Source organism: Streptomyces sp. NPDC008313, assembly GCF_042956125.1.
Taxonomy (GTDB): Bacteria; Actinomycetota; Actinomycetes; order Streptomycetales; family Streptomycetaceae; genus Streptomyces.
In genome coordinates, this window is sequence record NZ_JBIBFR010000007.1 from 62707 (window position 1) to 89162 (window position 26456).

Below are 26456 nucleotides of genomic sequence, written 5' to 3' on the forward strand. Positions count from 1 at the left end.
ACCGGCCCGAGGGGGGGCGGTTCACGGAAAGGTTCGTCTGTTTCAGGGGAGAGGACCGACTCATGGGTATGAAGACCAAGATCGCGCTGGGCGCCGTGGTGGGCTTCGTCGTCATCGGCGTCGCGGCGGCGAACTCCGGCGACGGGGGCAGCGACGGCAAGAGCGACACCGGGACCTCCGCCAGCTCGGGCGAGAAGGCCGGCGGCGCGAAGCCGGACGGCAAGTCCGACGCGAAGCCCGCCGAGGACAAGGGCACCGAGAAGGCGTCCCAGGCCGACCAGTTCAAGGCGTTCGTCAAGAAGAACGGGTCGGACGCGGAGAAGAACGCCGTCTCCCACGTCACCAAGGTCCAGGGCGCCGACGAGCAGAACGACATCCTCGACGCCGCCGACGTCTACACCGACTTCACCGGTGGCATCATGGGCAAGGGCACGGGCCCCGCCAAGCTCATCGCCTCCGCGTTCGCCGACTGGAAGCACAGCGACAACGGTCTCGTCACCGTCTACGACTCCAAGGGCGAACTCCTCGGCAACGGCAACTTCTGACCGGCGCCGCCCCACCGCCGCATCCGCCGGCCCCACACACCACGCGCCCCGCGCGTAGCGTCCGCGCCGCCCGCACCGCGGCCCGGCACCCCCGCCCGGCACCACGGCCCGCACCGCGGTCCGCACCGCGGTCCGCACCGCGGTCCGGCACCACCGCTCGCACCCTCACATCGCTCACTAGAACTCCGGAGACCTCCCCATGCGCCGCACGCGCCGCACCACACTCGTCGCTCTCTGCCTCGCCGCTGCGGCCACCGCGACCGTCACCGGCTGCCAGTCCGGCTCGGACAAGGCGGACACCAAGGCCGGCAGCAAGTCCGACAGCAAGCCGAAGGAGGCGTTCGCCGGGCTGAGCGGCGGCGAGATCGCCGACCGCGCGGTCAAGGCCACCACCGGCGCCTCCTCGCTCCGCATGAAGGGCGACGTCTCCGACGACGAGGCCGGCGGCACGATCACCCTCGACATGGCCCTCGACAAGAAGGGCGACTGCGCGGGGACGATGAGCATGGGCGGCGACGGCAAGGCCGACCTCATCAAGACCGGCGGCACCATCTACATGAAGTACGACGAGGCGTTCCTGCGCGCCCAGAGCGACGGGCAGTCGAAGGCCGAGACCGACGGCGTGGTGTCCATGCTGGCCGGCAAGTGGACCAAGATGTCCGCGAAGGGCTCCGACGCGAAGGACATCGCGGGCTTCTGCGACCTGGACTCCGTGCTCGCCGGCGCCGGGGACGTGAACTCCGACGCGACGCGCGGCAAGCCCTCCACGGTCGACGGCACCCCGGCGATCGTCCTGCACGAGAAGGACGGCAAGGACCGCTACACCCTGTACGTCGCCAGCGAGGGCGAGCCGTACCTCCTGAAGGTCGACAGCACGTCCTCGAAGGACCCGGCCGCGCTCACCTTCAGCGACTACGACAAGCCGGTGGACGCCAAGGCTCCCCAGGGCAAGATCCTCGACCTGGACGCCCTGGGCGGCTGATCCGGTGGGCGGGCCCGCCCGGGGGGGGAACGGGCCCGCCCACCGGTCAGCGTGCGTGGAAGCGCTCGGGTGCCCGGGTCGGACTGCCGCCGGACGGCAGCTTCTGGCCCGGGCACCCTGACAGCACCTTCCTCATCGCCGACTTCTCGGCCCCGGTCACCCACAGGCCGTACTTCTTCTTCACGGCCACCTGCGCCGCGACGTACGCACAGCGGTACGACTTGTTCGGCGGCAGCCATGTCGCCGTGTCCCCGTCGCCCTTGCCGCGGTTGGTGCCCGCGTCCACCGCGAGCAGGTTCAGCGGGTCGTTGGCCAGCGCTATGCGTTTGCCCGGCTCCCACTGCTGGGCACCCTTCTGCCAGGCGTCCGAGAGCGCGACGAGATGGTCGATGTCCACCTGGCTGCGACCGCGCGTGAACGCCACGTCCTTGCCGGTGTACGGGTCCGGGTCCAGCGTCCCGGAGGCCACCTTGCACTTCCCGTCGCTGAACCTCACACCCTCCAGGTCCCGTTTGAGGATGTCGTCGCGGGATATCTCTATCTCTCTCCTGACATCGATGCACATGAGGCACAGCCGTAAATCCTTCTTGTCCCTCGCGGTTATCAGTCATGCCATGAGGCACATGAGTGACATCGAAGACAGGAAGCGGATCCCGTGACGTTACGTGCAGAGAAGGCCGTGTCGCCTACCACCGGCGAGACCACCTGGCTCCTGGTCGACGAGGAGACTTACGCGCCTCACCCCGAGGCTCGCGAGTTCTCCCTGCACCTACGCGGAGCCGGGCGGTCACCGCAGACACAGCGCGCGTACATCCCCAGAATCGGTCGCTTCCTCAACTGGTGCACGGAGCGGGGCACCGACTGGAAGACCGTCCGACTCGGGGACATGAGCCTGTTCAAGTTCCACGTCGAGCGGACGTCGACCCGGTGCGGGCGGCCTCCGACCGGCAAGACGGTCAACGCCACGCTCACTGCGGTCTGCGAGTTCCTCCGCTTCTGCGCCGTCCAGGGACACGTGACTCACGAAGTCGCCGCGCGTCTCAGCGAGCCCCGCTTCCTCGCCCACGCCCCGGCCGGCTTCGACCCCGGCGAGGGCGGCCAACACCTGATGGTCAAAGCCCGCGTCCTGAAGGCGCCGGAGATCGAGAGGGCACCGCAGACGCTCACCCGAGCCCAGACGGATCAGATCCTCAACGCCGCTCGCACCGCGCGTGACCGGCTGCTGCTGACCGTCCTCCTGGAAGCCGGCCTCCGCATCGGCGAAGCCCTGGGACTGCGGCGCGAAGACATGCATCTGCTCCCCGACTCCACTCACCTCGGCTGCCGGACCGGTGGCGCACACCTGCACGTCAGGCCACGACAGGACAACGTCAACGGGGCACGGGCCAAAGCCGGGCGCCCTCGCATGGTTCCGCTGACGCCAGAGGTGGTGCATCGGTATCGCGATCACCTCGCCGAGCGTGAACAGGCGGCCGGCTCCGCCGACTGTGACTACGTCTTCGTCAACCTCGTCGGCATCCACGTGGGACGCCCCCTGTCGTACTCCAACGCCAAGCAAGTGGTCGAACGGATCGGGAGGCGCTGCGGTCTGACCGCCCGGCCGCACATGATGCGGCACACTGCCGCCACCCGCTGGATCCGCAACGGGGTCGCTCCGGACGTCGTGCAGACACTCCTGGGCCATGCCTCGTCGGCGAGCACAGCCGTGTACGTGCACGCCCAGGACGAGGATCTCCGCGCGGCCGTCGACAGCCTCGCTTCGGAGCTGCTGCGATGACCATTGCACCTCTCCGCTCGGCTGTCGTTTCCTCCCTCTCCGTCGAACCGGAGTGGCCGTCATGGCTCGCGGCGCGCCTCCCGTCGGGCTGGCGGGCAGATGAGTGGGACCCCGTTCAGGCACTGTTCACTGCCGATCCTGGTAACCCGACGACCAACGTGTTCGTCTGCTCCGTGGCATCCTGCACCACCCATGTGGCAAGCAACGGCTCCCGCTGCGACGCCTGCCGGAAAGCCCGATACCTCCTGGGAAACCCTGCGGACTTCGACACCACGCACACCCCGGATTCGTCTCGCCGCAGGCCCAACGCCTCCGCGAACGGGGCGATGCCCGGCGTCTCCCAGTTCTCGCTCGCGGGTGTGAGCCCCGCGGTCCGCCAGGAGCTCTTGTACGGGCTACAGCAGCGCGACGACGCCGGAATCAGCCTCGTCCCCCAGCGGGTACGCCGCATCGTGGCCGGCCTCCCCGCCGGACTCGGCTCGCTCCTCGACCTGGACGCTTCCTTCTCCTCCAGGCTTCCAGCTGCGGCCTCCGGCGTCCTGAACGGTGTTCTCCAGCACGTCCGACGCGCACGCGTCGAGTTCGAGGGCACCGATCCGACCTCGGGCGACGTATGGGAGTGCGTTCTGATCGGGCTGACGGCAGGGCGCGGTCGCAAGTACACCGCTGTCCACGGCGACATCGACTTCCGTCCGGTACGGCAGCGTTGGCTGCGGGAGCTGGTCAAGGAGTACGGCCGCACGGCACGCCCCAACGTCATGGACCTACGGCAGACCGTCTACGCGGCGACCATCGCGTCCTCCGCGCTGGCAGGCCGCCCTCACGGGGATGTGCCGGGGCTCCTCGCCATGGCCGACATGAATGCCGTAGTGGACCTGTTCCGGATCACCAAACGTCCCGAGGACGGTCACGACTACTCCACCAGCCACCGCAGAGCCCTGCTCCGCCACTGGCGCACGTTCCTGGACTACTACGCCCGTCAGGCCGGAATGATGGATCACGTGCCCGGCGGGTTCGCGCTCAACCCCCGCTTCCACAGCATCGCCGCCGTGGAAGTGACCGAGGACGATCTCGGCCGTGCGTTCCCCGAGCACGTCATCGCCCAGCTCGACGCGCACCTCGATCTGCTGGGCACCTCGACGGGGTACGCGAGCGGCGGCTGGGCGGCCGCCGACTTCGCGCGGATGTACCAGGTGGTCTACGCGGTCCTCCGGGACACCGGCAGGCGTCCGGGCGAGGTCACCAGCCTGCGCCGCGACTGCCTGGAGCGGGTCGACAGCAAACCGACGCTGATCTACGACAACCACAAACGGCGACGCCACGGCCGTCGGCTGCCGATCTCGGAGAGCAGCGCCCAGCTGATCGAAAACTGGCAGGAGGAGCTCGATGCGCTACCGGCCGTACCCGCCTGCGCCCAGTGGCTGTTTCCCTCGCCGGGACAGCGCAACCGTCCGCGCCGCGGGCATCTGAACACTTCACACTTCTGCAACCGGATTTTCCGGAACTGGGTCGACGAACTGATCCCAGACCTTGTGGACGACCGGCTGGACGAGGACGGCGCCCCGCTCGCCTACGAGGTGGAGAGCGTCGGGGTTCCCTACGGCGGCTGCACCGAACCGAGCAACGTCAAGGCCGGCGGCGGGCACTGTCGCATCCGCTTCCAGTGCGCCGGATGCGACTTCTACCGCCCCGATCCCTCCTACCTCCCCGCTCTGGAACAGCAGGTCGCGGACCTGCGCGCCGACAAGGAAGCCGCCCTCGCGATGGAGGCAGCCGACTGGGTCGTGCGCAATCTCGACGACCAGATCCGCGCCTACTCGAAGTCGGCCGACGAGATGCGGCGGAAGCTCGACGCCCTGCCCGCCGAGGAGCGGGCCGCCGTCGAATCCGCATCACGCGAGCTGCGCAAGGCACGTTCGGCAGCGGCCTTCGTCCCTCTGCAGGCGCTGACGACACGGAGCTCCGAATGAAAACCCCTGCTGTGTCCGGCGGCAACGACCGGAACGCCCGGGTCGAGCGCCTGCGCGTCAGCCGTGCCAAGGACAGCGAAGACAAGACCAGGCGTGCACTCGACGCTCTGGACGGCCTTCTCCGTTCGGGACGACGGATCACCGTCACCCAAGTGGCACGGGAAGCCACGGTGTCCACGTGGTTCGTCTACAACCAGCCTCAGGTGCACCAGGCCGTTCAGGACGGCATTACCGCCCAGCGAGTACGAGGGCGCCAGAACTCCCACACTCCGGAAGCGTCCCAGGTGTCTCCGGCCGGGTTGCGGACGGATCTCGCACTGGCCCGCGAAGAGATCAAGGACCTCAAGCAGGAGCGCGATCGGCTCCGTAACCGGGTCAGGCTGTCTCTGGGCGCCGAATTGGAGGGCGTGAACCAGCACGAGCTGGTCGAGCGGGTACAGCAGATCGAGCAGCGGAATACCGCGCTGGAGCATGCGTTGTCAGAGGCCAGGGATCAGATCGCTGCCCTGGAGGGTCAACTGCGTGAGGCGGAGGACGACCTCACCGCCGCACGAGCCAGTCTCCGCCGTGCCATGCGGGCTGTTCCGTCTCCGTAGCCCTCGCGATGCCGCCCACTCGCGGCTGTCCCGCTTTCATACCGTCTTCCGGACAGCCGCGAGGATGTCGGCGAAGTGGTCAGGAATTGACTCACGCACCGGTCAGGACCGCGCTCAGTCGGTGTCCGTCGCGGCCAGCATCGCCAGCCGTCGGCGTTCTGGAGAGACCGCGACCAGGCCGATGTCCCAGGCCACACGCTCGAACCACTTGGTGTCAGCGCCGAAGGCATACCAAGCGCATGCCCGTGCACTCGCCTCGACCCCTTCCGCAAGGCAGCCCTGCGCCGTACCGGAGAGACAGGCTACGGACTGCCAGGCGGCCAGTCGACCGTAGGCACCGCGGGCGCCGGAGTTGTATGCACCGCCCGTGGACGCGGCGGCGAAGAGAACCCGCCATGGGTGCTCCGGCGGGCAGGCCGCGACCGATAGGGCGGCCTTCTTCGTCCCCGCGCCTTTCAGGCACTTCAGCCCGAGTGCCAACAGCGTCCTCGGAACCGACTCGGCTTCCAGAGGAGCTGCCAGATCGAAGACTCGTGCTTCGATCTGGCCGTTCGACTCCTCTGCCCAGTTCGCCACAGCAACACCGGTGGCCTTGGCAATGGTTTCGGTCGTCGTCTCCTCGACCGGCGGCACGGGCGCCCGGTCATCACGCGGCACCTCACGGTTCGCCGGCGGGCTGTACGGCATCGAGTGGCTGCCACCGCGCGCGCTGTAGCTCGGCAGGTCCGGTCGGCCTTCCAGCTCCAACAGCGTCAACGGCAGCCAACCCAGAGGATGATGCCTCCAGTGCCGCGACGTCGCCCACCCGGCGATCCCCTGTGACTCCGTGACGTCGACGCCTCTGAGCACCAGCTCATGGACCAGGCACGCTCGAAGTTCCTCAGTGGCGTGTCCAGTGAACGCCACCGCGAGCTCCTCGGTCGGTTGGCTGGAGGCCAGCAAGGAGGCGGTATAGCGGTCCAGCTTCCTGTCAGCGGCCTCCGTGGAAGAAACCAGCCGCAGTGCTTGGGCGACGTTGCCGGGGCCGGGCGTGGTGGCCAGCAGCCGGAGCAGGTAGTCGAAGACGCTCCTGTACTGCCATATCCGCCCCGCGTCAGAGGCGTAAGCCCCGGCGAGCGCGATAGCGAGATCCGCGACGAAAGCAGCGTCTCCCCGCCCGAGACTGCGGTCAGCCGTCTTCCACACGTCGGTGACGCTCTTCAGGCCCGGCAGCTTCGTCACGATCTTCTGTATGCGGTCAGCCACGGCAATGGAGCCTATGTGTCGCGTAGCGTCAAAGCGACCGCATTTCCCCAGGTCACCACAGCCCTCTCAGCCCCCGCACTGCTTAAGCATCATTCCCTTGTCCGGGGCCGTCACCGGGAGCTCGTACTTTTCCGCAACCTGTGCGAAGCGGACCGCGTACGAGCACCGGATCGACTTGTTCGGCGGCAACCAGGACGCCGGACCCGAATCGCGTTTGGCGGAGTTCGTGGCGCCCGAGACCGGCAGAAGATTCAGCACGTCGTTGGCCAGCTGCTGCCTCTTCTCCTTGCTCCAACGCGAGGCACCCATCTGCCAGGCATACGACAACGGCACTACGTGGTCTATCTGCACCTCGGTGGCCTTGGCCTTCTTCCAGGCGATGTCCTTGCCGGTGTACGGGTCGTACAGGTTCATCGACACGACCACGCAGTCGGAACCCCTACGGAACTCGACGTCCTGCCCATGGAGTTTCAGCAAGTCGTTCCGCGTGTCACAACCGTTCCTCGCCAGCGGCACCCCGTCCGCCGTGTCCATCCACGCATAGCCGAACCTGTTCCGTTCGTAGCCCGTCTTTGGCCCGCGCCCCTTGGTGGTGAGCTCTTCGATGGTCGTGCGCGCCTTGGTCTCGTCAGCCTCCGATGTGAGCGCGGCGAGCCCCGGCTTCGTTCCGTCGGGATTGACCAGCGGGCTCGCCGCTCGGCCAGGAGCTTTGTCCGGCCCGGCTCCCGCAGAGGTTCCGCCTGGCTCCAGGTCATCGCAACCTGCGACACACACGGCGGCAATGACAACCGCGAGTACCGCTGTCTTCCCTTGAGTCCGCCGAAGCTTGTGACTCATGTGCCTCTCGCTACGCACAGCCGACCACGCCCTGCATACGCTGCGAGAAGAGGCCCACCACAGCGCGGACCATGAAGATAACGCGGGTGTCGCAGGAGTTCGAGTCGGTGTCGGCCCAGGCGGTGCCGAACCTGTCCCGGTCGTAACCCGTCTTCGGCGCCCGGCCCTTGACGGTCAGGGCGTCCACCGCGGCGAGCGCCGCACCGCCCGCCGCCGGCTCCTCACGGCCCCCGGAACCCTTCGCCCCGCCGGTGTCCGAGTCCGTCGGCGAACATCCGGCGACGGCCATCAGCACCACGGCGACGGCCGCGACCCCACTCCTCGCACGCACCACGAGCGCCCCTCCCCTTCGGCCCCCGCCCGCCCTGCGCGGACGGGTTGCCGCCGGTCACCACGGTAACGGCCCGCGGCTCACGGACGTACGGCCCCCGAAGGGGGACTCCGGCGCACGCCCGGCGCGTCACTCAGGAGCCCAGCACCGAAGCCAGGAACTCCCCCGTCCAGCCCAGCAGTTCGCGCCCGACCAGCGGCTTCCCGCCGACCTTCGCCGTCTTCGGACGGGGTACGAGCAGCTGGCGCGCGGTCGCCTTGACGACCGTGCCCGGGTAGAGACGGGTCAGGCGCAGCTCCTGGGACTCGCGCAGCTCGACCGGCGCGAAGCGGATGTTGTTGCCCTGGAGGACGATCTCGCCGACGCCGCACGCCCGCGCCAGCATCCGCAGCCCGGCCACCAGCAGCAGGTTCTCCACCGGCTCGGGCAGCTTGCCGTAGCGGTCGGTGAGTTCCTCGCGTACGGCCTTCACGTCCTCCTCCGTGTTCGCGGAGGCGATCGCCCGGTAGGCCTGCAGGCGCAGCCGCTCGCCGGGCGCGTAGTCGTGCGGGACGTGCGCGTCGACCGGCAGCTCGATCTTGACCTCCAGCGGCGGCTCCTCCTCGGCGCCGCCCTCCAGCGAGGCCCGGTAGTCGGCGACGGCCTCGCCGACCATGCGCACGTACAGGTCGAAGCCGACGCCCGCGATGTGGCCCGACTGCTCGCCGCCCAGCAGGTTTCCGGCGCCGCGGATCTCCAGGTCCTTCATCGCCACGTACATGCCCGCGCCCATCTCGGTGTGCTGGGCGATGGTCGCGAGGCGCTCGTGCGCGGTCTCCGTCAGCGGCTTCTCCGGCGGATAGAGGAAGTAGGCGTAGCCGCGCTCCCGGCCGCGGCCCACCCGGCCGCGGAGCTGGTGGAGCTGGGAGAGGCCGAAGTTGTCGCCGCGCTCCACGATCAGGGTGTTGGCGTTGGAGATGTCGATGCCGGACTCGACGATCGTCGTGGAGACGAGGACGTCGAACCTCTTCTCCCAGAAGTCGACGACGACCTGCTCCAGGGCCTGCTCGGACATCTGGCCGTGGGCGGTCGCGATGCGCGCCTCGGGGACGATCTCGCGCAGCCGGGCGGCGGCCCGGTCGATGGACTCGACGCGGTTGTGGATGTAGAAGACCTGGCCCTCGCGCAGCAGTTCGCGGCGCACGGCGGCACCGATCTGCTTCTCCTCGTACGGGCCGACGAACGTCAGGACGGGGTGGCGCTCCTCCGGCGGGGTGGTGATCGTGGACATCTCGCGGATGCCGGTGACCGCCATCTCCAGGGTCCGGGGGATCGGGGTCGCCGACATGGTGAGGACGTCCACGTTGGCGCGGAGCTTCTTCAGCTGCTCCTTGTGCTCGACGCCGAAGCGCTGCTCCTCGTCGACGATGACGAGGCCGAGGTCCTTGAATTTCGTCTCGGACGCGAACAGCCGGTGGGTGCCGATGACGACGTCCACCGAGCCGTCCCTCAGGCCCTCCAGCACGGCCTTCGACTCGGTCTCGCTCTGGAAGCGGGACAGCGCCCGGACGTTGACGGGGAACTGCGAGTAGCGCTCGCCGAACGTGCCGAAGTGCTGCTGCACGAGCAGGGTGGTGGGGACGAGGACGGCGACCTGCTTGCCGTCCTGGACCGCCTTGAAGGCGGCGCGCACCGCGATCTCCGTCTTGCCGTAGCCGACGTCGCCGCAGATCAGGCGGTCCATCGGGACGGTCTTCTCCATGTCCTCCTTGACCTCGGCGATGGTGGTGAGCTGGTCGGGCGTCTCCGCGTACGGGAAGGCGTCCTCCAGCTCGCGCTGCCACGGCGTGTCCGCGCCGAAGGCGTGCCCGGGGGCCGCCATCCGCGCGCTGTAGAGCTTGATGAGGTCGGCGGCGATCTCCTTGACCGCCTTCTTCGCGCGGGCCTTGGTCTTGGTCCAGTCGGCGCCGCCGAGCCGGTGCAGCGTGGGCGCCTCGCCGCCGACGTACTTGGTGATCTGCTCCAGCTGGTCGGTGGGGATGTAGAGGCGGTCGCCGGGCTGGCCGCGCTTGGCGGGCGCGTACTCGACGACGAGGTACTCGCGGGTCGCGCCCTGGACGGTGCGCTGCACCATCTCGATGTAGCGGCCGACGCCGTGCTGCTCGTGGACGATGTAGTCGCCGGCCTCGAGGGTCAGCGGGTCGATCGTCTTGCGCCGGCGGGCCGGCATCCGCGCGCCGTCCTTGGACACCGAGCGCTGGCCCGAGAGGTCGGTCTCGGTGAGGACGGCCAGCCGCAGCCGGGCGTCGACGAAGCCGTGCTCGATCGAGCCGCAGGTCACCTGGACGACCGACGGGGTCAGTTCGGTCAGGTCCTGGTCGAGGCGGGCCGCGATGCCCTCGCCGCCGAGCACCTCGACGGTGCGGGAGGCCGGTCCGTGCCCCTCGGTCACGTAGACCGCGCGCCAGCCGTCGGCGAGCCAGCCCTTGGTGTCGGCGAGCGCGCGGGCGGTGTCGCCGCGGTAGGTCTCTGGGGCGTGCATGCCCAGCTTGAGCGTGTCGCCGTCCTCGTCGGCCTCGTCCGCCGCGAACGGCGACACCGACCACCACATCATGCCCAGCTCACGGGCCCGCTCCCGGACGTCCGCGATGGAGCGCAGGGAGGCCGCGCCGACGTCGATGGGGGCCTCGCCGCCGCCGGCCGTGGCGGCCCAGGAGGCCTGCAGGAACTCCTGCGAGGTCGCCACCAGGTCGGCGGCCCGCGTCCGCACCCGCTCCGGGTCGCACACCATGGCCATGCTGCCCTGGGGCAGCACGTCGAGCAGCAGCTCCATGTCGTCGACGAGGACGGGGGCCAGGGACTCCATGCCCTCGACGGCGATGCCCTCGGCGATCTTTCCGAGGAGTTCGCCCAGCTCCGGGTGGCGCTCGGCGAGCGCGGCGGCCCGCTGCCGTACGTCGTCGGTGAGCAGCAGCTCCCGGCAGGGCGGCGCCCACAGCCCGTGCTCGGCGACCTCGAGGGACCGCTGGTCGGCCACCTTGAAGTAGCGGATCTCCTCGACGTCGTCGCCCCAGAACTCCACGCGCAGCGGGTGTTCCTCGGTGGGCGGGAACACGTCGAGGATGCCGCCGCGGACGGCGAACTCGCCGCGCTTCTCGACGAGCTCCACGCGCGCGTACGCGGCGGCCGCGAGAGCCTCCACCACCTCGCCGAGGTCGGCGCTCCCGCCGCTGCGCAGCGCCACGGGCTCCAGGTCGCCCAGGCCCTTGACCTGGGGCTGCAGCACGGAGCGCACGGGGGCGACGACGACGGAGACGGGGCCGGTCTCGGGGTCGTCCGGGCGGGGGTGGGCGAGCCGGCGCAGGACGGCGAGGCGGCGGCCGACGGTGTCGCTGCGCGGGGAGAGCCGCTCGTGCGGGAGGGTCTCCCAGGACGGGTACTCCACGACGCGGTCGGGGGGCAGCAGGGAGCGCAGGGCGGCGGCCAGGTCCTCGGCCTCGCGGCCGGTGGCGGTGACGGCGAGGACGGTGCGGCGGCTCTCGCGGGCCAGGGCGGCCACGGCGAAAGGGCGGGCGGCGGGCGGGCCGACCAGGTCGACGTGCATCCGGTTGCCGTCACCCGCCGCCGTCACCGCTTCGGCGAGCGCGGGGTCTCGTACAACGGCGTCCAGCAGACCGTGCAGGCTCATGAAGGGCATCCATCCCGGGGGCTGTGAGGAACGGGCGTGTGGAACGGGGTGTGGCACACGGGGCGCGCCGCACGCGGGCGCGGGCAACGCGAACCGCCCGACACGTCGCACGGGCCGGGGTCCTCCAGCGTACGACGCCTCACCGACACCACGCGCGGCGTGCTCGGCGGCGGCGCGCCAGGCGGGCGCGGAGGCGACGGCGGAGGCGTGCTCGACGGCCGGGCACGGAGGCGACGGGGCGGAGGCGTGCGCGACGATGGGCACGGAGGCGACGGGGCGGAGGCTGCTCGACGGCGGGCGCAAGGGACGACCGCGCCGCGCCGGACGGTCGCGGGGGGGTATGCACGAGGGCCGGGCCCGGTGGATGTCTCCACCGGGCCCGGCCCTCCCCCCGTTCCGCCCTCCCCCGCGGGCGGTGGCTTCTCGGCCGCTACTCGGTCGCGATCGCGTTGAGCACGTTCATCCGGCCCGCCCGGAACGCCGGGACCAGGGCGGCGAACAGGCCCACGAAGGCCGATCCGACGAAGACGCCGATGATCGTCGGCCAGGGGATGTCCAGCACCTTCAGGCCCTCCAGGGCGAGAAGCTTCTGGGCGGTGGCACCCCAGGCCATGCCGAGGCCGAGGCCCAGCAGGGCGCCGAAGAGGGCGATGACGACGGACTCCATGCGGATCATGCGGCGCAGCTGGCGGCGGGAGAGGCCGATCGCCCGCATCAGGCCGATCTCCCGGGTGCGCTCCACGACCGACAGGGCGAGCGTGTTCACGACACCGAGGACGGCGACGATGATCGCGAGGGCCAGGAGGCCGTAGACCATGTTCAGGAGCTGGCCGATCTGGTCCTTCAGCTCCTGCTTGAAGTCGGTCTGGTCGCGGACCTGGTACTGCGGGTAGGGCTCCATGGCCTTCTTCAGGGCCGCGTACGCCTGCGTCTCCTGACCGTCCTTGGCCGTGGCGAACATGATCTCGTTCGGCGGGACGTTCTTGGCGGGCAGGTACTTCTCCATGGTCGCCAGGCTGATGTACCGGGCGCCCTTGTCGATGGACGTGTCGTCGTCGGTGATCGCGGTGACCTCGAGCTTCGCGCTCTCACCACCCTTGAAGGCGACGGTGAGGGTGTCGCCGACCTTGACGTGGTGGTCGGCCGCGTAGTCGCTGCCGACCGACATCGCGTTCTCGCCGTACGCGGCGGACAGGTCGCCGGCCGTGGTCTCGCGGTGCAGGTCCTCCGCGTAGGTGGGGTCGGCCGCCGTCACTCCGTCGGTGTCCTTCTTGCCGTCGGGCGAGGTCAGGGTGGCGTCGAGCGTCTTGTAGCGGGTGACGTGCTCCAGGCCCGGGGTGGACTGCATGGCCTTCTCGGCCTGCGGCACGATCCGCTGGTTGCCCTGGACGATGAAGTCCGCGCCGACGGTCTTGTCGAGTTCGTCGCTCGCCGAGGCGACCATCGAGGAGCCGACCACCGACAGGCAGGCGACCAGGGCGAGGCCGATCATGAGCGCGGCGCCGGTGGCGCCGGTGCGGCGCGGGTTGCGCAGCGCGTTGCGTTCGGCGAGCCGGCCGACCGGCCCGAAGGCGCGCAGCAGGACGGCGCTGATGACGCGGACCACGCCGCCGGCCAGCAGCGGGCCGATGACGACGAGCCCGATGAGGGTCAGGACGACACCGGCGCCCAGCGGCAGGGAGCCCTTCTTCGCGGTGTCCGCGGTGGCCGCGGCGTACAGGGCGAAGGCACCGGCGGCCGTGAGGACCAGGCCGATGACGCCGCGGACGAGGCCCGCCCTGCCGTCGGCCGGGGTGCCCGCGTCGCGCAGGGCGGCCATCGGGGAGACCTTGCCGGCCCGGCGGGCCGGGAGGTAGGCGGCCAGGACGGTGACGACCACGCCGAGGACGAGGCCGACCACGGGGGTCGAGGTCTTGACGGTCAGGTCGTCCGTGGACAGTTCCATGCCCATCGACGACATGAGCTTCATCAGGCCGACCGCGAGGCCGACACCGGCGCCGACGCCGAGGACCGATCCGAAGATCCCGAGGAGGGTCGCCTCGACGAGGACGGAGCGGTTGACCTGCTTGCGGGAGGAGCCGATGGCCCGCATCAGCCCGATCTCGCGGGTCCGCTGGGCGACGAGCATCGAGAACGTGTTGATGATGAGGAAGATGCCGACCAGGAAGGCGATCCCCGCGAAGCCGAGCATGGCGTACTTGATGACGTCCATGAACGCGCCGACGTCGGAGCGGTTCTCGTCCGCGTTCTCCTTCTGCGTCTGCACCTTGTAGGTGCCGCCGTCCAGCGCGGAGGTCACGTTCCGCTTGAGCAGCGCGTCGCTGACGCCCGTGTCCGCGACCACGTTGACGTGGGTGAACCGGCCGGTCGCGCCGAGCAGTTCGCGCTGCGCGGTGGCGGTGTCGAAGTAGACGACGGAGGCACCGGGGTTGGTCACCTTGAAGGCGGCGATACCGACGATCTTCGCCTTGAAGTCACCGGTGACGGCGATGGTGCGCAGTTCGTCGCCGATCTTCAGGTGGTGCTTGTCGGCGGTGTCGGAGTCGACCATCGTCTCGGTGGGACCGCGGGGGGCGTGCCCCTCGGTGATCTCCATCGAACGCAGGTCGTTCTTCGTCCAGTTGCCCGCGATCGTGGGAGCGCCGTTGCTGGAGCCCATGTTCTTGTTGTCGCTGTTGACGACCGTGACGTTCATCGAGACGACGACGCCCTCGGCCGACTTGGCGCCCTCGGCCCGCGCGGCCTTCTCCACCAAGGAGGCGGGCATCGACTCGGGCTTGCCGTTCTGCGGGGTGTCGCCGGTGTCGGCGTCCTTCGGGGAGACCGTCACGTCGGCGGCCGTCGCCGCGAAGAGCTTGTCGAACGTCGTGTTCATCGTGTCCGTGAACACCAGCGTGCCGCACACGAACGCCACCGACAGCAGGACCGCCACGGCCGAGAGGGCCATGCGTCCCTTGTGCGCGAAGAAGTTGCGCATCGACGTCTTGAGCACGGTCATGACGTGCGCCCCCGGGCGTCGAAGTCCTTCATGCGGTCCAGGACGGCCTCGGCGGTCGGGCGCAGCATCTCGTCGACGATCCGGCCGTCGGCGAGGTACAGCACCCGGTCCGCGTACGAGGCGGCCACGGGGTCGTGGGTGACCATGACGATGGTCTGGCCGAGTTCGTCGACCGAGCGGCGCAGGAAGCCCAGCACCTCGGCGCCGGCGCGGGAGTCGAGGTTTCCGGTGGGCTCGTCACCGAAGATGATCTCCGGCTGGGCGGCGAGGGCGCGGGCCACGGCGACGCGCTGCTGCTGGCCGCCGGAGAGCTGGTTCGGCCGGTGCTTGAGGCGCTCGGCCAGACCGACCGTCTCCACCACCCGCTGCAGCCACTCCTTGTCGGGCTTGCGGCCGGCGATGTCCATGGGGAGCGTGATGTTCTCCAGGGCGTTCAGGGTGGGCAGCAGGTTGAACGCCTGGAAGATGAAGCCGATCCGGTCCCGGCGCAGCTGGGTGAGCTTCTTGTCCTTGAGGCCGGTGATCTCGGTGTCGTCCAGGAATATCTGCCCGGAGCTGACGGTGTCGAGGCCGGCGAGGCAGTGCATCAGGGTGGACTTGCCGGACCCGGACGGGCCCATGATCGCGGTGAACTGGCCGCGGGCGATGTCCACGTCGACGTGGTCGAGCGCGACGACGCGGGTCTCCCCCGACCCGTACGCCTTCACGACCTGCCGCGCCCGCGCGGCAACGGCCGTACGCCCTCCAGTGCCCCCGTGCCTGGGAATGGTCACAGCCGATGTCACGGTACGTCTCCTATGTCGGTCAGCGGATGAACGCGCCCGGTCACCCGTGCGGTGCTCGTGCGGTGCTTCGTGCGTGCGGTGCGTCTACGTCGGTCAGTCTGGTCGGCGCGGGGGTGTCGGCGCGCTGGTGCTCAGCGCAGTCTTCTGCTGGGGAAAACCCCACCCCCCGAGGTACGGCCCGCAGGAGCCCTCCCGGGCCCCGGCCGCTCCCCCGCGGCGTAAAGCCAGGTTAAGGAACGGAGGGGGTCTTCCTCGTCCTCCGCCGGGACGAACCCTCCCCGGGCCTTTGTGGTGACCTTCCCCTAGGGGTTCTCCACCTCTCGGTGGACCGCTTCTCGGGGCCGGGTCCACCCGGGGGCCCACGCCTGCTCGCATACCGACCACGCGGTCCGGCGAAAGCCCCACGTGGGCGCGGCGGCACGCACGACGGCCGGAGTCCGCGGGCCTCAACCCGAGGACTCCGGCCGCCGGTTGACGATGGCGCCGGACACCACCCTCGCTACTCGGCGGGGGCGCGGCCCGTCAGGGTCGTGAGGCTGTTGCGCACGTGATCCATGTGGGCGCGGGCCTCGGCCCCCTCCTCGGCGTGCCCGCGCAGCACCCGCTCCGTCTCCCGGGCGATCCGCTCCTCCTGCACGCGGGCCTCGGCGAGCAGTTCGGCGGCGCGCGCCTCCGCGTCCTCCAGTCCGTGCCGGGCCCGCTCCTCCGCCCGCCCCAGCGCCCGCTCCGCCTCGGCCAGTTCCGCCTCGGCGCGGGCCAGCGGCTCGGCACGGACCGCCTCCAGCTCGGCCTCCCGCTCGGCCACGGCGCGCTCGACCCCGGCCACCCGCTCCGCGTACTCCTTCTCCAGCTCGGCGGCGAGCGTCCCGGCGCCGCTCCGGGCCTCGCGCAGCGCGGCCAGCACCTCACCGCGGGTCTCCTTGACCATCCTGCGCGCGGAGATCCGCAGTTCGTCGGCCTCGGTCCGGGCCGCGAGCAGCCGCCGCCGGGCGTACTCCTCCGCCTCGCCGCGGACCCCGTCGGCGTACGCCCGCGCCGCCTCGCACAGCAGCCGGCCCGCCTCCTCGGCGTCCCCGACCGTCCGGGCGGCCTCCTCGCGCGCCCGGTCGCGGACCGCCGCGGCCTCCTCCTCGCAGAGCGCGAAGAGCCGCCGGGCCCCCTCCCCGAGCACCTCGTACGTCTGCGGGACCAGCCCGCTCACGCTCTCCCGCAGCCGCTCGGTGTCCGCCTCCATCTCCTTGGCCAGCACGGTCAGCCGGGCGGCCCGTTCCCAGGCGTCGTCGCGCTCCTGCGAGAGCGCCTCGGCGTACGCGTCGACCTGCTCGGGACAGTAGCCACGCCGTACGGGCACGAAGCCGTGCGGCGACACCGATGCGCTGCTCATCGCGGGACCCTCTCCGCCGAACACGAAAGGAACATGACGCGCATATCTTGATGGATCACACGTAAGTGTTCATAACGCGACACTCCCTCCACTGGTCCGGTCAGAAACCGGCACTCGGGCGAAGGGAGGGAGAGAAAACGGAAAAGGGGCCGGGGCCCGGTCTTCCGACCGGGCCCCGGCCCCTCACGTCCTCACCGCGTCCGCCGGCGCGCGCTCATCCGCCGCCGCGCGGCCGGACCTGGCACGGCGTCAGAGCAGGCCGTCCCACATCTCCTCCAGCAGGACCGACCACCAGCTCTCCGGCGAACCGAGCGCCGCCGGATCCAAAGAGGCCAGCTGCGCCTGGAAGTCGACGGTCCACCGGCCCGCCTGCTCCTGGTTCAGCCCGAACCGCAGCCGCCACATCCGACCCAGCAGGGCCAGGCAGCGCACGAACTCGAGCAGGCCCGTGTTCACGAACTGCGGCGGTACGGCCCCGCCGCCGGGACCGGCCTCCACCGGCACCGCGACGATGTTCGCCGTGCCGTACTGGACGCAGATCGCCTTGCCGAAGTCACTGCCCATCACCAGGTACGAGCCGGCGTCCGCGGCCGGCTGCACACCCCGCTCCTGGGCCAGCTCGGCGAGCGTCGGCACGGGGCGGCCCGGCTGGGCCTGCGCCCAGAAGAACGGGCCCACGTCCACCGGGAGGCCGGCCACGACCAGGGTGTGCGCCACCACCGGCGGCACACCCTGCCGGGACACCGCCGCCTGCTCGAACCGGAACACGCCCGGACCGAACGCGCCCGCCAGCTCCTGCGCGACGCCCTCCGGCGGGAGGGGCGGCACCGGCTGAACCGGGGGAATCGGCGCCCGGACCGGCGCGAGCCGCGCGGGACCGTCCGCCACCTGGTGCAATTCGCCCTGATGCGCGAGGAGTTGACGCATCCCCTGCTGACGGCTCGCGTGATCCGTGCCGTACGGGGCGATGCTGGTGATCCGCGCCTGCGGCCACGTCTCCCGGATCATCCGCGCGCAGTAGGCCCCCGGCAGCTCGCAGGACTCCAACTCCGTGTGCAGTTCCAGCACTTGCTGCGGGGGCACGTTCATCGCCCGCAGCTCGTGCAGGATCTGCCACTCCGGGTGCGGCGTACCCGGCGCCGAACGCCGGATCAGCTGCTGCTCGGAACCGTCCTGCGCGCGGTAGCGCAGCACGGCCTGGTAACCGGGGCCGACGGTCGGCGCGGCGCTCGGCGGGTAGCCGTACGCGGGCTGCTGTCCAGGCATCGGCTGACCGGGCACAGGTTGACCCGGCATCGGCTGACCGGGCACGGGCGGCATCGGCGCGCCCAGGGGGACACCGGGGCCCTGCGGCGGCGGGGGCACACCGGGGCCGCCGACCGGGGGCCCGGCCAGCATGGTCTCGGCGTGGTGCACACCGCCGGGGGCCGGGGCGCCGGGGCCGCCCGGAGTCCCCGGGGCCTGGGGCGCGCCGGGGCCGCCGACCGACGGGCCCGCCAGCATCGTCGCCGCGTGATGCACACCGCCCGGCGGTGTACCGGTCGGAGGCTGCGGGGCACCCGGAGCACCCGGCTGACCCGGAGCACCGGGCACGCCCGGAGGCTGCGGAGCGCCCGGACCGCCGAGCGACGGGCCCGCCAGCATCGTCTCGGCGTGATGCACACCACCGGGGGGCGTGCCCGTCGGCGGCTGCGGGGCCGCGGGGGGCGGGCCCGGGGTGCCCGCGGCGCCCTCGGGGCCGAGCTGCGAGACGAGCTGCGTCGGTACGTAGCCGCCCGCCGGTGTCCCCGGCGTGCCGGGACCGGACGGCGGAGGTGTGCTGCCCGGCCGGACACCGGGCGTGCCCGGCGCGCTCGGCGGAGGCGGAGCACCCGCCCCGGCCCGGGCGCGCGGAGGCGCCGCCTTGCTCGTCGCGGCGTCCGCGATGTCACCGGCGTTCGGCGGCAGGGGCCGCGTCGGCGTGGCGGGGGCGCCGGGGCCCTGCGGATACCCGTACGCGTCCGGCGCGCCCGGCGGCGGAGTGCCCTGCGCGGCCGGGGGTGCACCCGGCGCGGGCGCGGACGGCCCGGCCTGCGGCGCCTGTCCGGGACCGTCGACCGCCGGAGCGACCGTCGTCCGCGGAAGCCCGCTGCCGCCGGACATCAGGGCGGTCTTCGCGTCGGCGGTCGCACCCGGAGGCGGGGTCGCCGCGTCGTCGAGGCCCGCCAGCGGCGGCGCGAAGACGGTCGCGGGCAGCGGTACGGAACGGTCCTCGCCCGCGTCCCCGTTGGTGTCGGTCCCCGCCCACGGGGTCGCCGACGCGGGCACGCCCGCGCCTCCCGTGTCCTGCGGGACCGCCTGCGGCTCCCCGTCGGCGGCGTCACCACCGGCGGGGGGCCACGCCGCGGCACCACCGGGCGCACCCGGAGCCGCGGGCGCGGCCTGCGCCGGAACCGGGGCCGAGGGGGCCGGAGCCGGAGCCGAGGAAGCCGCTGAAGACTCCGCGCCCGTCACCTCCGACGCCGGACGCCCACCACGTCCGTCCGTCGACCTCTGACGCCGGTCCGGGATGCCCAGCTTGTCCGCCGCCTCCTGAAGCCACTCCGGAGGACTCAGCAGGAACGACGTCTGGTTCAGGTCCACCCGGGCCGGGGGCGCCACCGGCTCCGGCACCGCGTCCCGCACCCCGTACTCCTCCTCGTACCGGCGGATGACCTCACCCACCGGCAGCCCCGGCCACAGCGTCGCCTCCCCGCTGTCGCGGGCGATGACGAGCCGCTGCGCGCCCCCGTCCGAGCGCGGACCGTCGGCGCGGTCCTCCGCCCACACGACGAACCCGAGGTCGAACTCCCGCACCCGCACCTCACGGTGCTGGTACGAGGCCACCTCGCCGTTGATCCACTCTTCCGCGCGCTCCTGCGCCTGCGCGAAGGTCACCATCGGACGCTCACTCCCCCACGGAAGAGACGGGAACGGCGCGCGCGAAGCCGCCGTCCACCATCAGGTTCGCCACGGTCTCCAGCTCCGGCGGATTGCCCGCGAGCCGGGACAGGAACTGGTCGAAGTCGTCACCGCAGGGCAGCAGCAGCCGCTGCACCCGCTCCGGGGGCGGCCAGGCGTCCTGGTCACGGGCGTCGTCGTAGGCACAGAACCAGACGGAACCGACCCGCTCGCCCTTCACCTTCACGGCCAGCAGACCGCCCTGCACGAAACCGACGCCCAGGTAGTCCTTGGTGAGGTGGTCGCGCAGGCACTTGTTGACGTAGACGAGGTCGTTGACCGCCGCCTCGTCCCGCACCGTGAAGAACGGCTGGTCGACCAGCAGCCCCAGTTCCGCGTCGAGCGCGGCGCCCACCGGGGCGCAGCCGCCGGCCGCCTTCAGGAAGGAACGGTAGGCGCCCGGCAGCCGGTAGCCCAGGTCCTCCTCCACACCCAGCACCTGCTGCTCGGTCACCGCCACCGACGACTTCGGCAGACCGAAGTGCGCCGGCCGGGTCTCCTGCAGCGGACGCGTGCCCCGCTTGTCCTGGTCCACCGCGGCCGTCGCCAGCCCGCCGTGGTGCCGCAGCAGCGCCTTCACCTCGACCGGCACCAGTTCGAGCCGCCGGCCGCCCGGCACGTGGTGCCAGGTCCAGCCGTGCGGAGTGGCCACCGGGGGGATGGTGTCCCACAGGTCGTGCCCCGACGCCGCCATCGCCGCGTTCGCGGAGACGTAGTCCGTCAGCCGCAGCTCGTCGACACCGAAACCCTCCGGGGGCTCGGCGATCTCCGCCGCCGCGCGCGCGTACGCCGAGAAGTCCGGATGGCCGCGCTCGTCGACCCGCACACCTCTCGGATGCCGGGCGGCCCGGACCGGGTCCGGGAAACTCACGACTTGCCCGGCATAGGCCGCGTTCGGCGGCGCGGCTTGCTGCCCGAGCCGACCTGTCGTCATGGCGGTTGCCCCCTGCGGCGTTCTGATGGATCGCGGACGCCGACAGCCTATGCGGTACGAGGACACCGGTCACCGGCCCTCCGTTTCCTCGCGCGAGACACACCTCACCCCTCACCGCCACTTCCGTGACCTGGCGTCACCCGCCCGTGACGGTCCGACGAAGACCGGGCGTGTCGCACGGCCCCAGCTACCGCACCGGGCACCGGATTTGGCAGTCTGTCTCCGCACCGGGGGATGCACTGGGAGGGAAGAACGATCATGAACGCCGCGCAAACAGGCACGTCCGGAGACCCACGGGTCGGCTGGAGCAGCACCGAGACGCTCCACGCCCCCGCCCTCCTGCACCGCCGCGACGGAATACTCCCCACCGTCGCCGCCGCCCTCTCCGTGCGCGGCAGCGCCACCCTCACCGGCACCGCCGCACGCGGCGACCAGGCCCCCGCCCTGCACCCGCTCGTCCAGGACTTCCTCGACACCCTCACCAGCGGGCAGCGCGACCGCTTCACCGGCCGCTGCGCCGAGACGATCCTCATCTCCCGGCACATCGCCGCCGTCGACGCCACCCGCAGCAAGCGCGCCGCCCGCAAACCGATGACCAACGGCGAGGCCCGCAAGTCCCTCAAGCACGCCAAACTCACCGCCCGCCGCATCCGCGAGGACGGCGACCCGCTGCACGGCGGCTTCGCCCCGCCCTGCCGCTCCTGCATCGCCCTCAGCGCCCACTTCGGCGTACGCGTCGTCAACCCGGCGACAGCCGCCGACTGACGCCCGCCCCGCGCCCCCTCCCCCCACGACCCGCACGATCCGCATAACCCGCACGACGGCGCCCCACGACGCCGATGTCCCGATCCTCGACGAACGAAGGGCAGATGCACGCCGACCGCACCTCCACCACCCGCTTCCCCGTCCCCGTGGACGCCGCCCTGCGCACCGCGGGATGGCAGCCGGGACGCTGGGACATAAAGCAGGCCGAGTACTGGGCCGACGCGCTGCGCGACCACGTGTCCCCCGCGGGGCACCGGCACGCCGTCTTCCCGGCCGCGGTCGAGGCGTGGGCGGAGTTCGGCGGCCTGCACATCACCCCCTCCGGGCCCGGCAGACAACTCGCCCCCGCGACGCTCGACCTCGACCCGATGCACGGTCTCCACCTGGCCCGCACCCTCGGCGACCTCGGCCGCGCCCTGGCCACCGAGGTCTGCCCGCTCGGCGAGGAGAGCGACAGCAACGCCCTGCTCGCCATCGACACCGAGGGCCGCGTCTACGCCCTCGACCACACCGGCGACTGGTACCTGGGCGCGACCCTCGACCACGCCCTGAACACCCTGATCACGGGCACGGAACCGGCCCGCCTCACCGTCTAGGGCACGGCGGGCGTGCCGACCCACGGCACGCCCGCCACGGCTACGACGCCGGGATCACCGCCGACACCCGGAACCCCCCGGAGTCCGTGGGCCCCGACACGAAGACACCTCCGAGCCCGCTCACCCGCTCCTTCATCCCCACCAGCCCGTTCCCCCCGCTGGGCAGCCGCACCGACCCCGCCGTCCCCGGCTCCGGCGGCGCCTCGTTCTCCACCTGCATCGCGATCTCCGCCAGCCGGTGCGCGAGCCGCACATACGTCTTCGCACCCGCCGCGTGCTTGTGGACGTTCGTCAACGCCTCCTGCACCACCCGGTACGCCGTCTGCTCCACCTCCGGCGCGTACGGCCGCGCCTCACCCTCGACCGACAGGGCGACGACCATCCCGGCCGCCGCCGACTGCCCCACCAGCTCCTCCAGCTCCGCGAGGGACGGCCCCTCCACGTCCTCCACCAACCGGGACGCCGCCGCGGCCCGCGCCACGCCCACCGCGGCCAGCGGCACCGACGCCCCGGCCCGCGCGTCCAGCCCCTCCCCCGACCGCAGCACTCCGAGCATCTCCCGCAGCTCGGTCAGCGCCTGCCGTCCCATGTCCCCGACCAGCGCCGCGTTGCGCACCACCTTCTCCGGGTCCTTGCGCGCCACCGCCTGGAGCGCCGCCGCGTGCACCACCATCAGGCTCACCCGATGCGCCACCACGTCGTGCATCTCCCGCGCGATCCGCGTCCGCTCCTCGTTGCGCGCCCACTCCGCCCGCTCCTCGGCGCGCTCCGCGAGCAGCTGCAACTCCCGCTCCAGCGAGTCCGCCCGCTCCCGCAGACTCTCCATCAACCGCCGCCGCGCGCCCACGTACAAGCCCAGCAGCACCGGCGGAGCCGTCATCCCGAGAGCGGTCGTGAGGGAGAGGAACGGGACGAACCAGTCACCCAGCGACACATCGCCCTGCATCACGTCCTGACGCGCGCGCACGAACGTCACGATCAGCATCCCGACGAACGACATCCCGGCCAGCGCGCCGGTGATCCGCCGGGGCAACTCGGACGCCGCCAGCGTGTAGAGGCCGACGACCCCCATCAGGAAGCCCATCTGCGCCGGCGTGATCGCGATCGACACCAGCACCACGGCGATCGGCCACTTCCGCCGCAGCACCAGCACCGCCCCGGACACCAGCCCGAACGCCACCCCCGCGGAGACCGGCAGCCCCGCGTCCCGCGCGAACGGCCACCCCTCCGCCGCGCACTCCAGCGCGGACACCACCGCGAGCGCCGCGTCGAGCGCCGCACTGCGCCACCTCGCCCACCACCACGGCCCGGTCATGGCCGCGGTGCACTCTTCCCCCGTCGTGGTCATGCAACCAGCCTAAGGTCGCCCCCCGCCCCGTTTCCGGTGAGTTTCGGCTCCAGAGACTCATCACGCCCCGCAATCGAACAGAAGCGAAACCCACCGGTATCCCTCGAACTGCTGAACCGCACACTGTTCGACACCGGACGTCCGCATTCCGGACGACGCTATGCCTGTGACACACGCACACGGCAAGTACGCCGATTTCGAGGGCCTGCGCGAGCAGGCGATCGCCCTACGACGGGCCGGACTCAGCCGCCGCCAGATCCGCGACCGGCTGCACGTCTACAACAACGACATCCTCAACCGCCTCCTGGAAGGCGAACCGCCCCCGGACTGGACGAAACGCCCTACCGCGAAGGACGACCTCCGCGAGCGAGCACGCGAGCTGCGCCTCCAGGGCTGGACCTACGACCGGATCCAGCTCGAACTGGGCTGTTCGAAGAGCTCGATCTCCCTGTGGGTACGGGATCTGCCGAAGCCGGAACGCAGGGCTCCATCGGAGCAGGCGAAGCTCGCGAGCCGGATGCGCTGGGAACACGAACTGGCGGTGCGCGACGAGGAACGGCAGCGAACGAAGGCAGCCGCCTCACATGAGATCGGCGTCATGACCGAGCGAGATCTGTTCATGGCAGGGGTTGCCCTGTACTGGGCAGAAGGCGCGAAAGACAAAACCTACGCCCGTCGCGAGAACGTCATGTTCGTCAACAGTGACACTGGCGTCATTCGGATGTACCTGGCGTGGCTGAACCTGCTCGGCGTAAGCCCCGAGCGTCTGCAGTACAGGGTCATGATCCATATGACCGCCGACATAGAGGACGCGAAGCGCTACTGGGCTGACGTGATCGGAGTCGACGCCAGCACATTCCAAAAGACGACGATCAAGAAGCACAACCCCAAGACGATCCGGAAGAACGTGGGGGAGGGTTATCGCGGCTGCCTCGTGATTCGCGTCTCCCAAGGAGCCGAGCTCTATCGTCGCATCGAGGGCTGGTGGTCAGGGATGGTGCACTCCGTGGACAGGATCATGCCCCCCTCCTCCTCCGGTAAGGTTTGAGGCAGCGATCCGCCGTGGGGTAGTGGCATCCCGCAGGCCTTTGGAGCCTTGAGACGCTGGTTCGAATCCAGCCGGCGGAGCTGTCAAGCACGGGCCCCGACATCTCCGTCGGGGCCCGTGTTCATGTCGCTCCTGGAACGTCCCGGTATTCTGCGGATGTCCCCACCCGTCCGAAGCCGAAGGGCATCTCCGTGAGCGCCAACCGCCCGGCAGCCGTCGTCGTCCTCGCAGCGGGTGAGGGCACCCGTATGAAGTCGGCCACCCCGAAGGTCCTGCACGAACTCTGCGGCCGTTCCCTGGTGGGCCATGTGCTCGCCGCGGCGCGGGAGTTGGAGCCGGAGAACCTGGTCGTCGTCGTGGGCCACGCCCGCGAGCAGGTCACCGCGCACCTCACCGAGGCCGACCCCGCCGTACGGACTGCGGTGCAGGCCGAGCAGAACGGCACCGGGCACGCCGTACGGATGGGCCTCCAGGAGCTCGACGGACCCGTCGACGGCACCGTCGTGGTCGTGTGCGGTGACACCCCGCTGCTCACCGGGGGGACCCTGCGCGCCCTCGCCGACGCGCACACCGCCGACGGGAACGCGGTGACGGTGCTGACCGCCGAGGTCCCGGACGCCACCGGGTACGGCCGCATCGTGCGGGACGGCGCCGGCGGCGCGGTGACGGCGATCGTCGAGCACAAGGACGCCACCGAGTCGCAGCGGGCGATCCGGGAGATCAACTCCGGGGTGTTCGCGTTCGACGGCCGGCTGCTGGCGGACGCGCTGGGCAAGGTGCGTACGGACAACAGCCAGGGCGAGGAGTACCTGACGGACGTTCTCGGCATCCTGCGCGAGGCCGGGCACCGGGTGGGCGCGTCGGTCGCCGGTGACCACCGGGAGATCGCCGGGATCAACAACCGCGTCCAGCTCTCCGAGGCCCGCCGGATCCTGAACGACCGGCTGCTGGAGCGGGCGATGCTGGCCGGGGTCACCGTCGTGGACCCGGCTTCGACGTGGGTCGACGTGACCGTCACCTTCGAGCAGGACGCGATCGTGCACCCGGGCACGCAGCTCCAGGGCGCCACGCACCTGGCCGAGGGCGCCGAGGTCGGCCCGAACACGCGGCTGCTGGACACCCGGGTCGGTGCCGGGGCGCGGGTGGACAACACGGTGGCGAACGGCGCCGAGGTGGGCCCGCAGGCGAGTGTCGGCCCGTTCGCGTATCTGCGTCCGGGAACGCGCCTCGGTCTCAAGGCCAAGGTGGGTACGTACGTGGAGACGAAGAACGCGTCGATCGGCGAGGGCACCAAGGTGCCGCATCTGTCGTACGTGGGTGACGCCACGATCGGTGAGTACTCGAACATCGGCGCTGCCAGCGTCTTCGTGAACTACGACGGCGAGAGCAAGCACCACACGACGGTCGGGTCGCACTGCAAGACGGGTTCGGACAACATGTTTGTGGCGCCTGTCACGGTCGGGGACGGTGCCTACACCGCCGCCGGGTCGGTGATCACGAAGGACGTGCCGCCCGGTTCGCTGGCCGTGGCCCGTGGCCAGCAGCGGAATATCGAGGGCTGGGTGGCCCGCAAGCGTCCCGGAAGCGCGGCGGCGAAGGCGGCGGAGACCGCTTCGGGGAAGCCGGAGAGCGCGGGCTGACGGGAAACCGGGGCGCCGGACACGGCGTA

19 protein-coding genes, 1 tRNA gene and 1 pseudogene are annotated in these 26456 nt (G+C 71.2%); 10 read left to right on the forward strand and 11 right to left on the reverse strand.

What is annotated here, in order from left to right; genetic code table 11:
* Positions 1-62 precede the first annotated feature (62 nt).
* Complete coding sequence (locus tag ACFY93_RS11535) at positions 63-545, forward strand: hypothetical protein (protein WP_391356376.1); 483 nt, start codon at positions 63-65, stop codon at positions 543-545.
* A gap of 199 nt (positions 546-744) precedes the next feature.
* A complete protein-coding gene (locus tag ACFY93_RS11540; protein WP_391356378.1) occupies positions 745-1527 on the forward strand; it encodes a hypothetical protein in 783 nt (260 codons plus the stop codon).
* Between the two features lie 46 nt (positions 1528-1573).
* Here ACFY93_RS11540 and ACFY93_RS11545 read toward each other — a convergent pair.
* Positions 1574-2059, reverse strand: a pseudogene (locus tag ACFY93_RS11545) (HNH endonuclease family protein); the annotation flags it as partial.
* Positions 2060-2182: 123 nt separating this feature from the next.
* Between ACFY93_RS11545 and ACFY93_RS11550 the strand changes: the two are divergent.
* The 3 genes from ACFY93_RS11550 (at position 2183) to ACFY93_RS11560 (ending at position 5870) form a co-directional block, all read left to right on the forward strand.
* Positions 2183-3304, forward strand: coding sequence for a tyrosine-type recombinase/integrase (locus ACFY93_RS11550; protein ID WP_391356381.1), 1122 nt, complete (start codon positions 2183-2185; stop codon positions 3302-3304).
* Between the two features lie 326 nt (positions 3305-3630).
* Entirely contained in the window at positions 3631-5274 is a 1644-nt protein-coding gene (locus ACFY93_RS11555) for a hypothetical protein (RefSeq protein ID WP_391356383.1), read from the forward strand.
* Positions 5271-5870 carry a DUF6262 family protein gene (locus tag ACFY93_RS11560; RefSeq protein ID WP_391356385.1) on the forward strand — a complete coding sequence of 200 codons (600 nt, stop codon included), beginning with the start codon at positions 5271-5273 and terminating at the stop codon, positions 5868-5870. The genes ACFY93_RS11555 and ACFY93_RS11560 overlap by 4 nt, the downstream gene beginning before the upstream one ends.
* Before the next feature lie 114 nt (positions 5871-5984).
* Here the strand turns inward: ACFY93_RS11560 and ACFY93_RS11565 are convergent, their stop codons facing one another.
* The 9 genes from ACFY93_RS11565 to ACFY93_RS11605 all read right to left on the reverse strand — a co-directional run bounded on the left by ACFY93_RS11565 (position 5985) and on the right by ACFY93_RS11605 (position 21030).
* Complete coding sequence (locus ACFY93_RS11565; RefSeq protein ID WP_391356388.1) at positions 5985-7115, reverse strand: DUF6183 family protein; 1131 nt, start codon at positions 7113-7115, stop codon at positions 5985-5987.
* A gap of 66 nt (positions 7116-7181) precedes the next feature.
* Positions 7182-7952 carry a DUF1524 domain-containing protein gene (locus ACFY93_RS11570; protein ID WP_391356390.1) on the reverse strand — a complete coding sequence of 257 codons (771 nt, stop codon included), beginning with the start codon at positions 7950-7952 and terminating at the stop codon, positions 7182-7184.
* 10 nt (positions 7953-7962) lie between these two features.
* A complete protein-coding gene (locus ACFY93_RS11575; RefSeq protein ID WP_391356393.1) occupies positions 7963-8286 on the reverse strand; it encodes a hypothetical protein in 324 nt (107 codons plus the stop codon).
* Positions 8287-8416: 130 nt separating this feature from the next.
* On the reverse strand, positions 8417-11950 hold the full coding sequence (gene mfd, locus ACFY93_RS11580; protein ID WP_391356395.1) for a transcription-repair coupling factor: 3534 nt from the start codon (positions 11948-11950) through the stop codon (positions 8417-8419).
* 430 nt (positions 11951-12380) lie between these two features.
* Entirely contained in the window at positions 12381-14948 is a 2568-nt protein-coding gene (locus ACFY93_RS11585; RefSeq protein ID WP_391356397.1) for an FtsX-like permease family protein, read from the reverse strand.
* A complete protein-coding gene (locus ACFY93_RS11590) occupies positions 14945-15733 on the reverse strand; it encodes an ATP-binding cassette domain-containing protein (RefSeq protein WP_391356400.1) in 789 nt (262 codons plus the stop codon). The genes ACFY93_RS11585 and ACFY93_RS11590 overlap by 4 nt, the downstream gene beginning before the upstream one ends.
* Positions 15734-16232: 499 nt before the next feature.
* A complete protein-coding gene (locus ACFY93_RS11595) occupies positions 16233-17117 on the reverse strand; it encodes a cellulose-binding protein (RefSeq protein ID WP_391356403.1) in 885 nt (294 codons plus the stop codon).
* A gap of 249 nt (positions 17118-17366) precedes the next feature.
* The gene (locus tag ACFY93_RS11600; protein ID WP_391356406.1) at positions 17367-20036 is read right to left on the reverse strand and encodes an SUKH-4 family immunity protein; all 2670 of its coding nucleotides are present in this window, start codon (positions 20034-20036) and stop codon (positions 17367-17369) included.
* Positions 20037-20043: 7 nt separating this feature from the next.
* Positions 20044-21030 (reverse strand): HNH endonuclease, encoded by a 987-nt coding sequence (locus tag ACFY93_RS11605; protein WP_391356409.1) that lies wholly within the window; start codon positions 21028-21030, stop codon positions 20044-20046.
* Between the two features lie 258 nt (positions 21031-21288).
* Between ACFY93_RS11605 and ACFY93_RS11610 the strand changes: the two genes are divergently transcribed.
* Together ACFY93_RS11610 and ACFY93_RS11615 are read left to right on the forward strand one after the other, a co-directional pair.
* Complete coding sequence (locus ACFY93_RS11610) at positions 21289-21795, forward strand: YwqJ-related putative deaminase (protein WP_391356411.1); 507 nt, start codon at positions 21289-21291, stop codon at positions 21793-21795.
* Positions 21796-21899: 104 nt separating this feature from the next.
* Positions 21900-22391 (forward strand): SUKH-3 domain-containing protein, encoded by a 492-nt coding sequence (locus ACFY93_RS11615; RefSeq protein ID WP_391356414.1) that lies wholly within the window; start codon positions 21900-21902, stop codon positions 22389-22391.
* Between the two features lie 40 nt (positions 22392-22431).
* On the opposite strand, the gene ACFY93_RS11620 is transcribed toward ACFY93_RS11615, so the two are convergent.
* Positions 22432-23739, reverse strand: a complete 1308-nt coding sequence (locus ACFY93_RS11620) for a histidine kinase (protein ID WP_391356416.1) — start codon at positions 23737-23739, stop codon at positions 22432-22434.
* Between the two features lie 166 nt (positions 23740-23905).
* Here ACFY93_RS11620 and ACFY93_RS11625 point away from each other — a divergent pair, with 166 nt between their 5' ends.
* From ACFY93_RS11625 to glmU, 3 genes are all read left to right on the forward strand, one after another.
* Entirely contained in the window at positions 23906-24787 is an 882-nt protein-coding gene (locus tag ACFY93_RS11625; protein ID WP_391356418.1) for a hypothetical protein, read from the forward strand.
* An 8-nt stretch (positions 24788-24795) separates the two neighbouring features.
* Positions 24796-24867 (forward strand) — tRNA-Gln (locus tag ACFY93_RS11630).
* A 111-nt stretch (positions 24868-24978) separates the two neighbouring features.
* Positions 24979-26427, forward strand: a complete 1449-nt coding sequence (gene glmU / locus ACFY93_RS11635; RefSeq protein ID WP_391356421.1) for a bifunctional UDP-N-acetylglucosamine diphosphorylase/glucosamine-1-phosphate N-acetyltransferase GlmU — start codon at positions 24979-24981, stop codon at positions 26425-26427.
* The last annotated feature ends 29 nt before the right edge of the window (positions 26428-26456 follow it).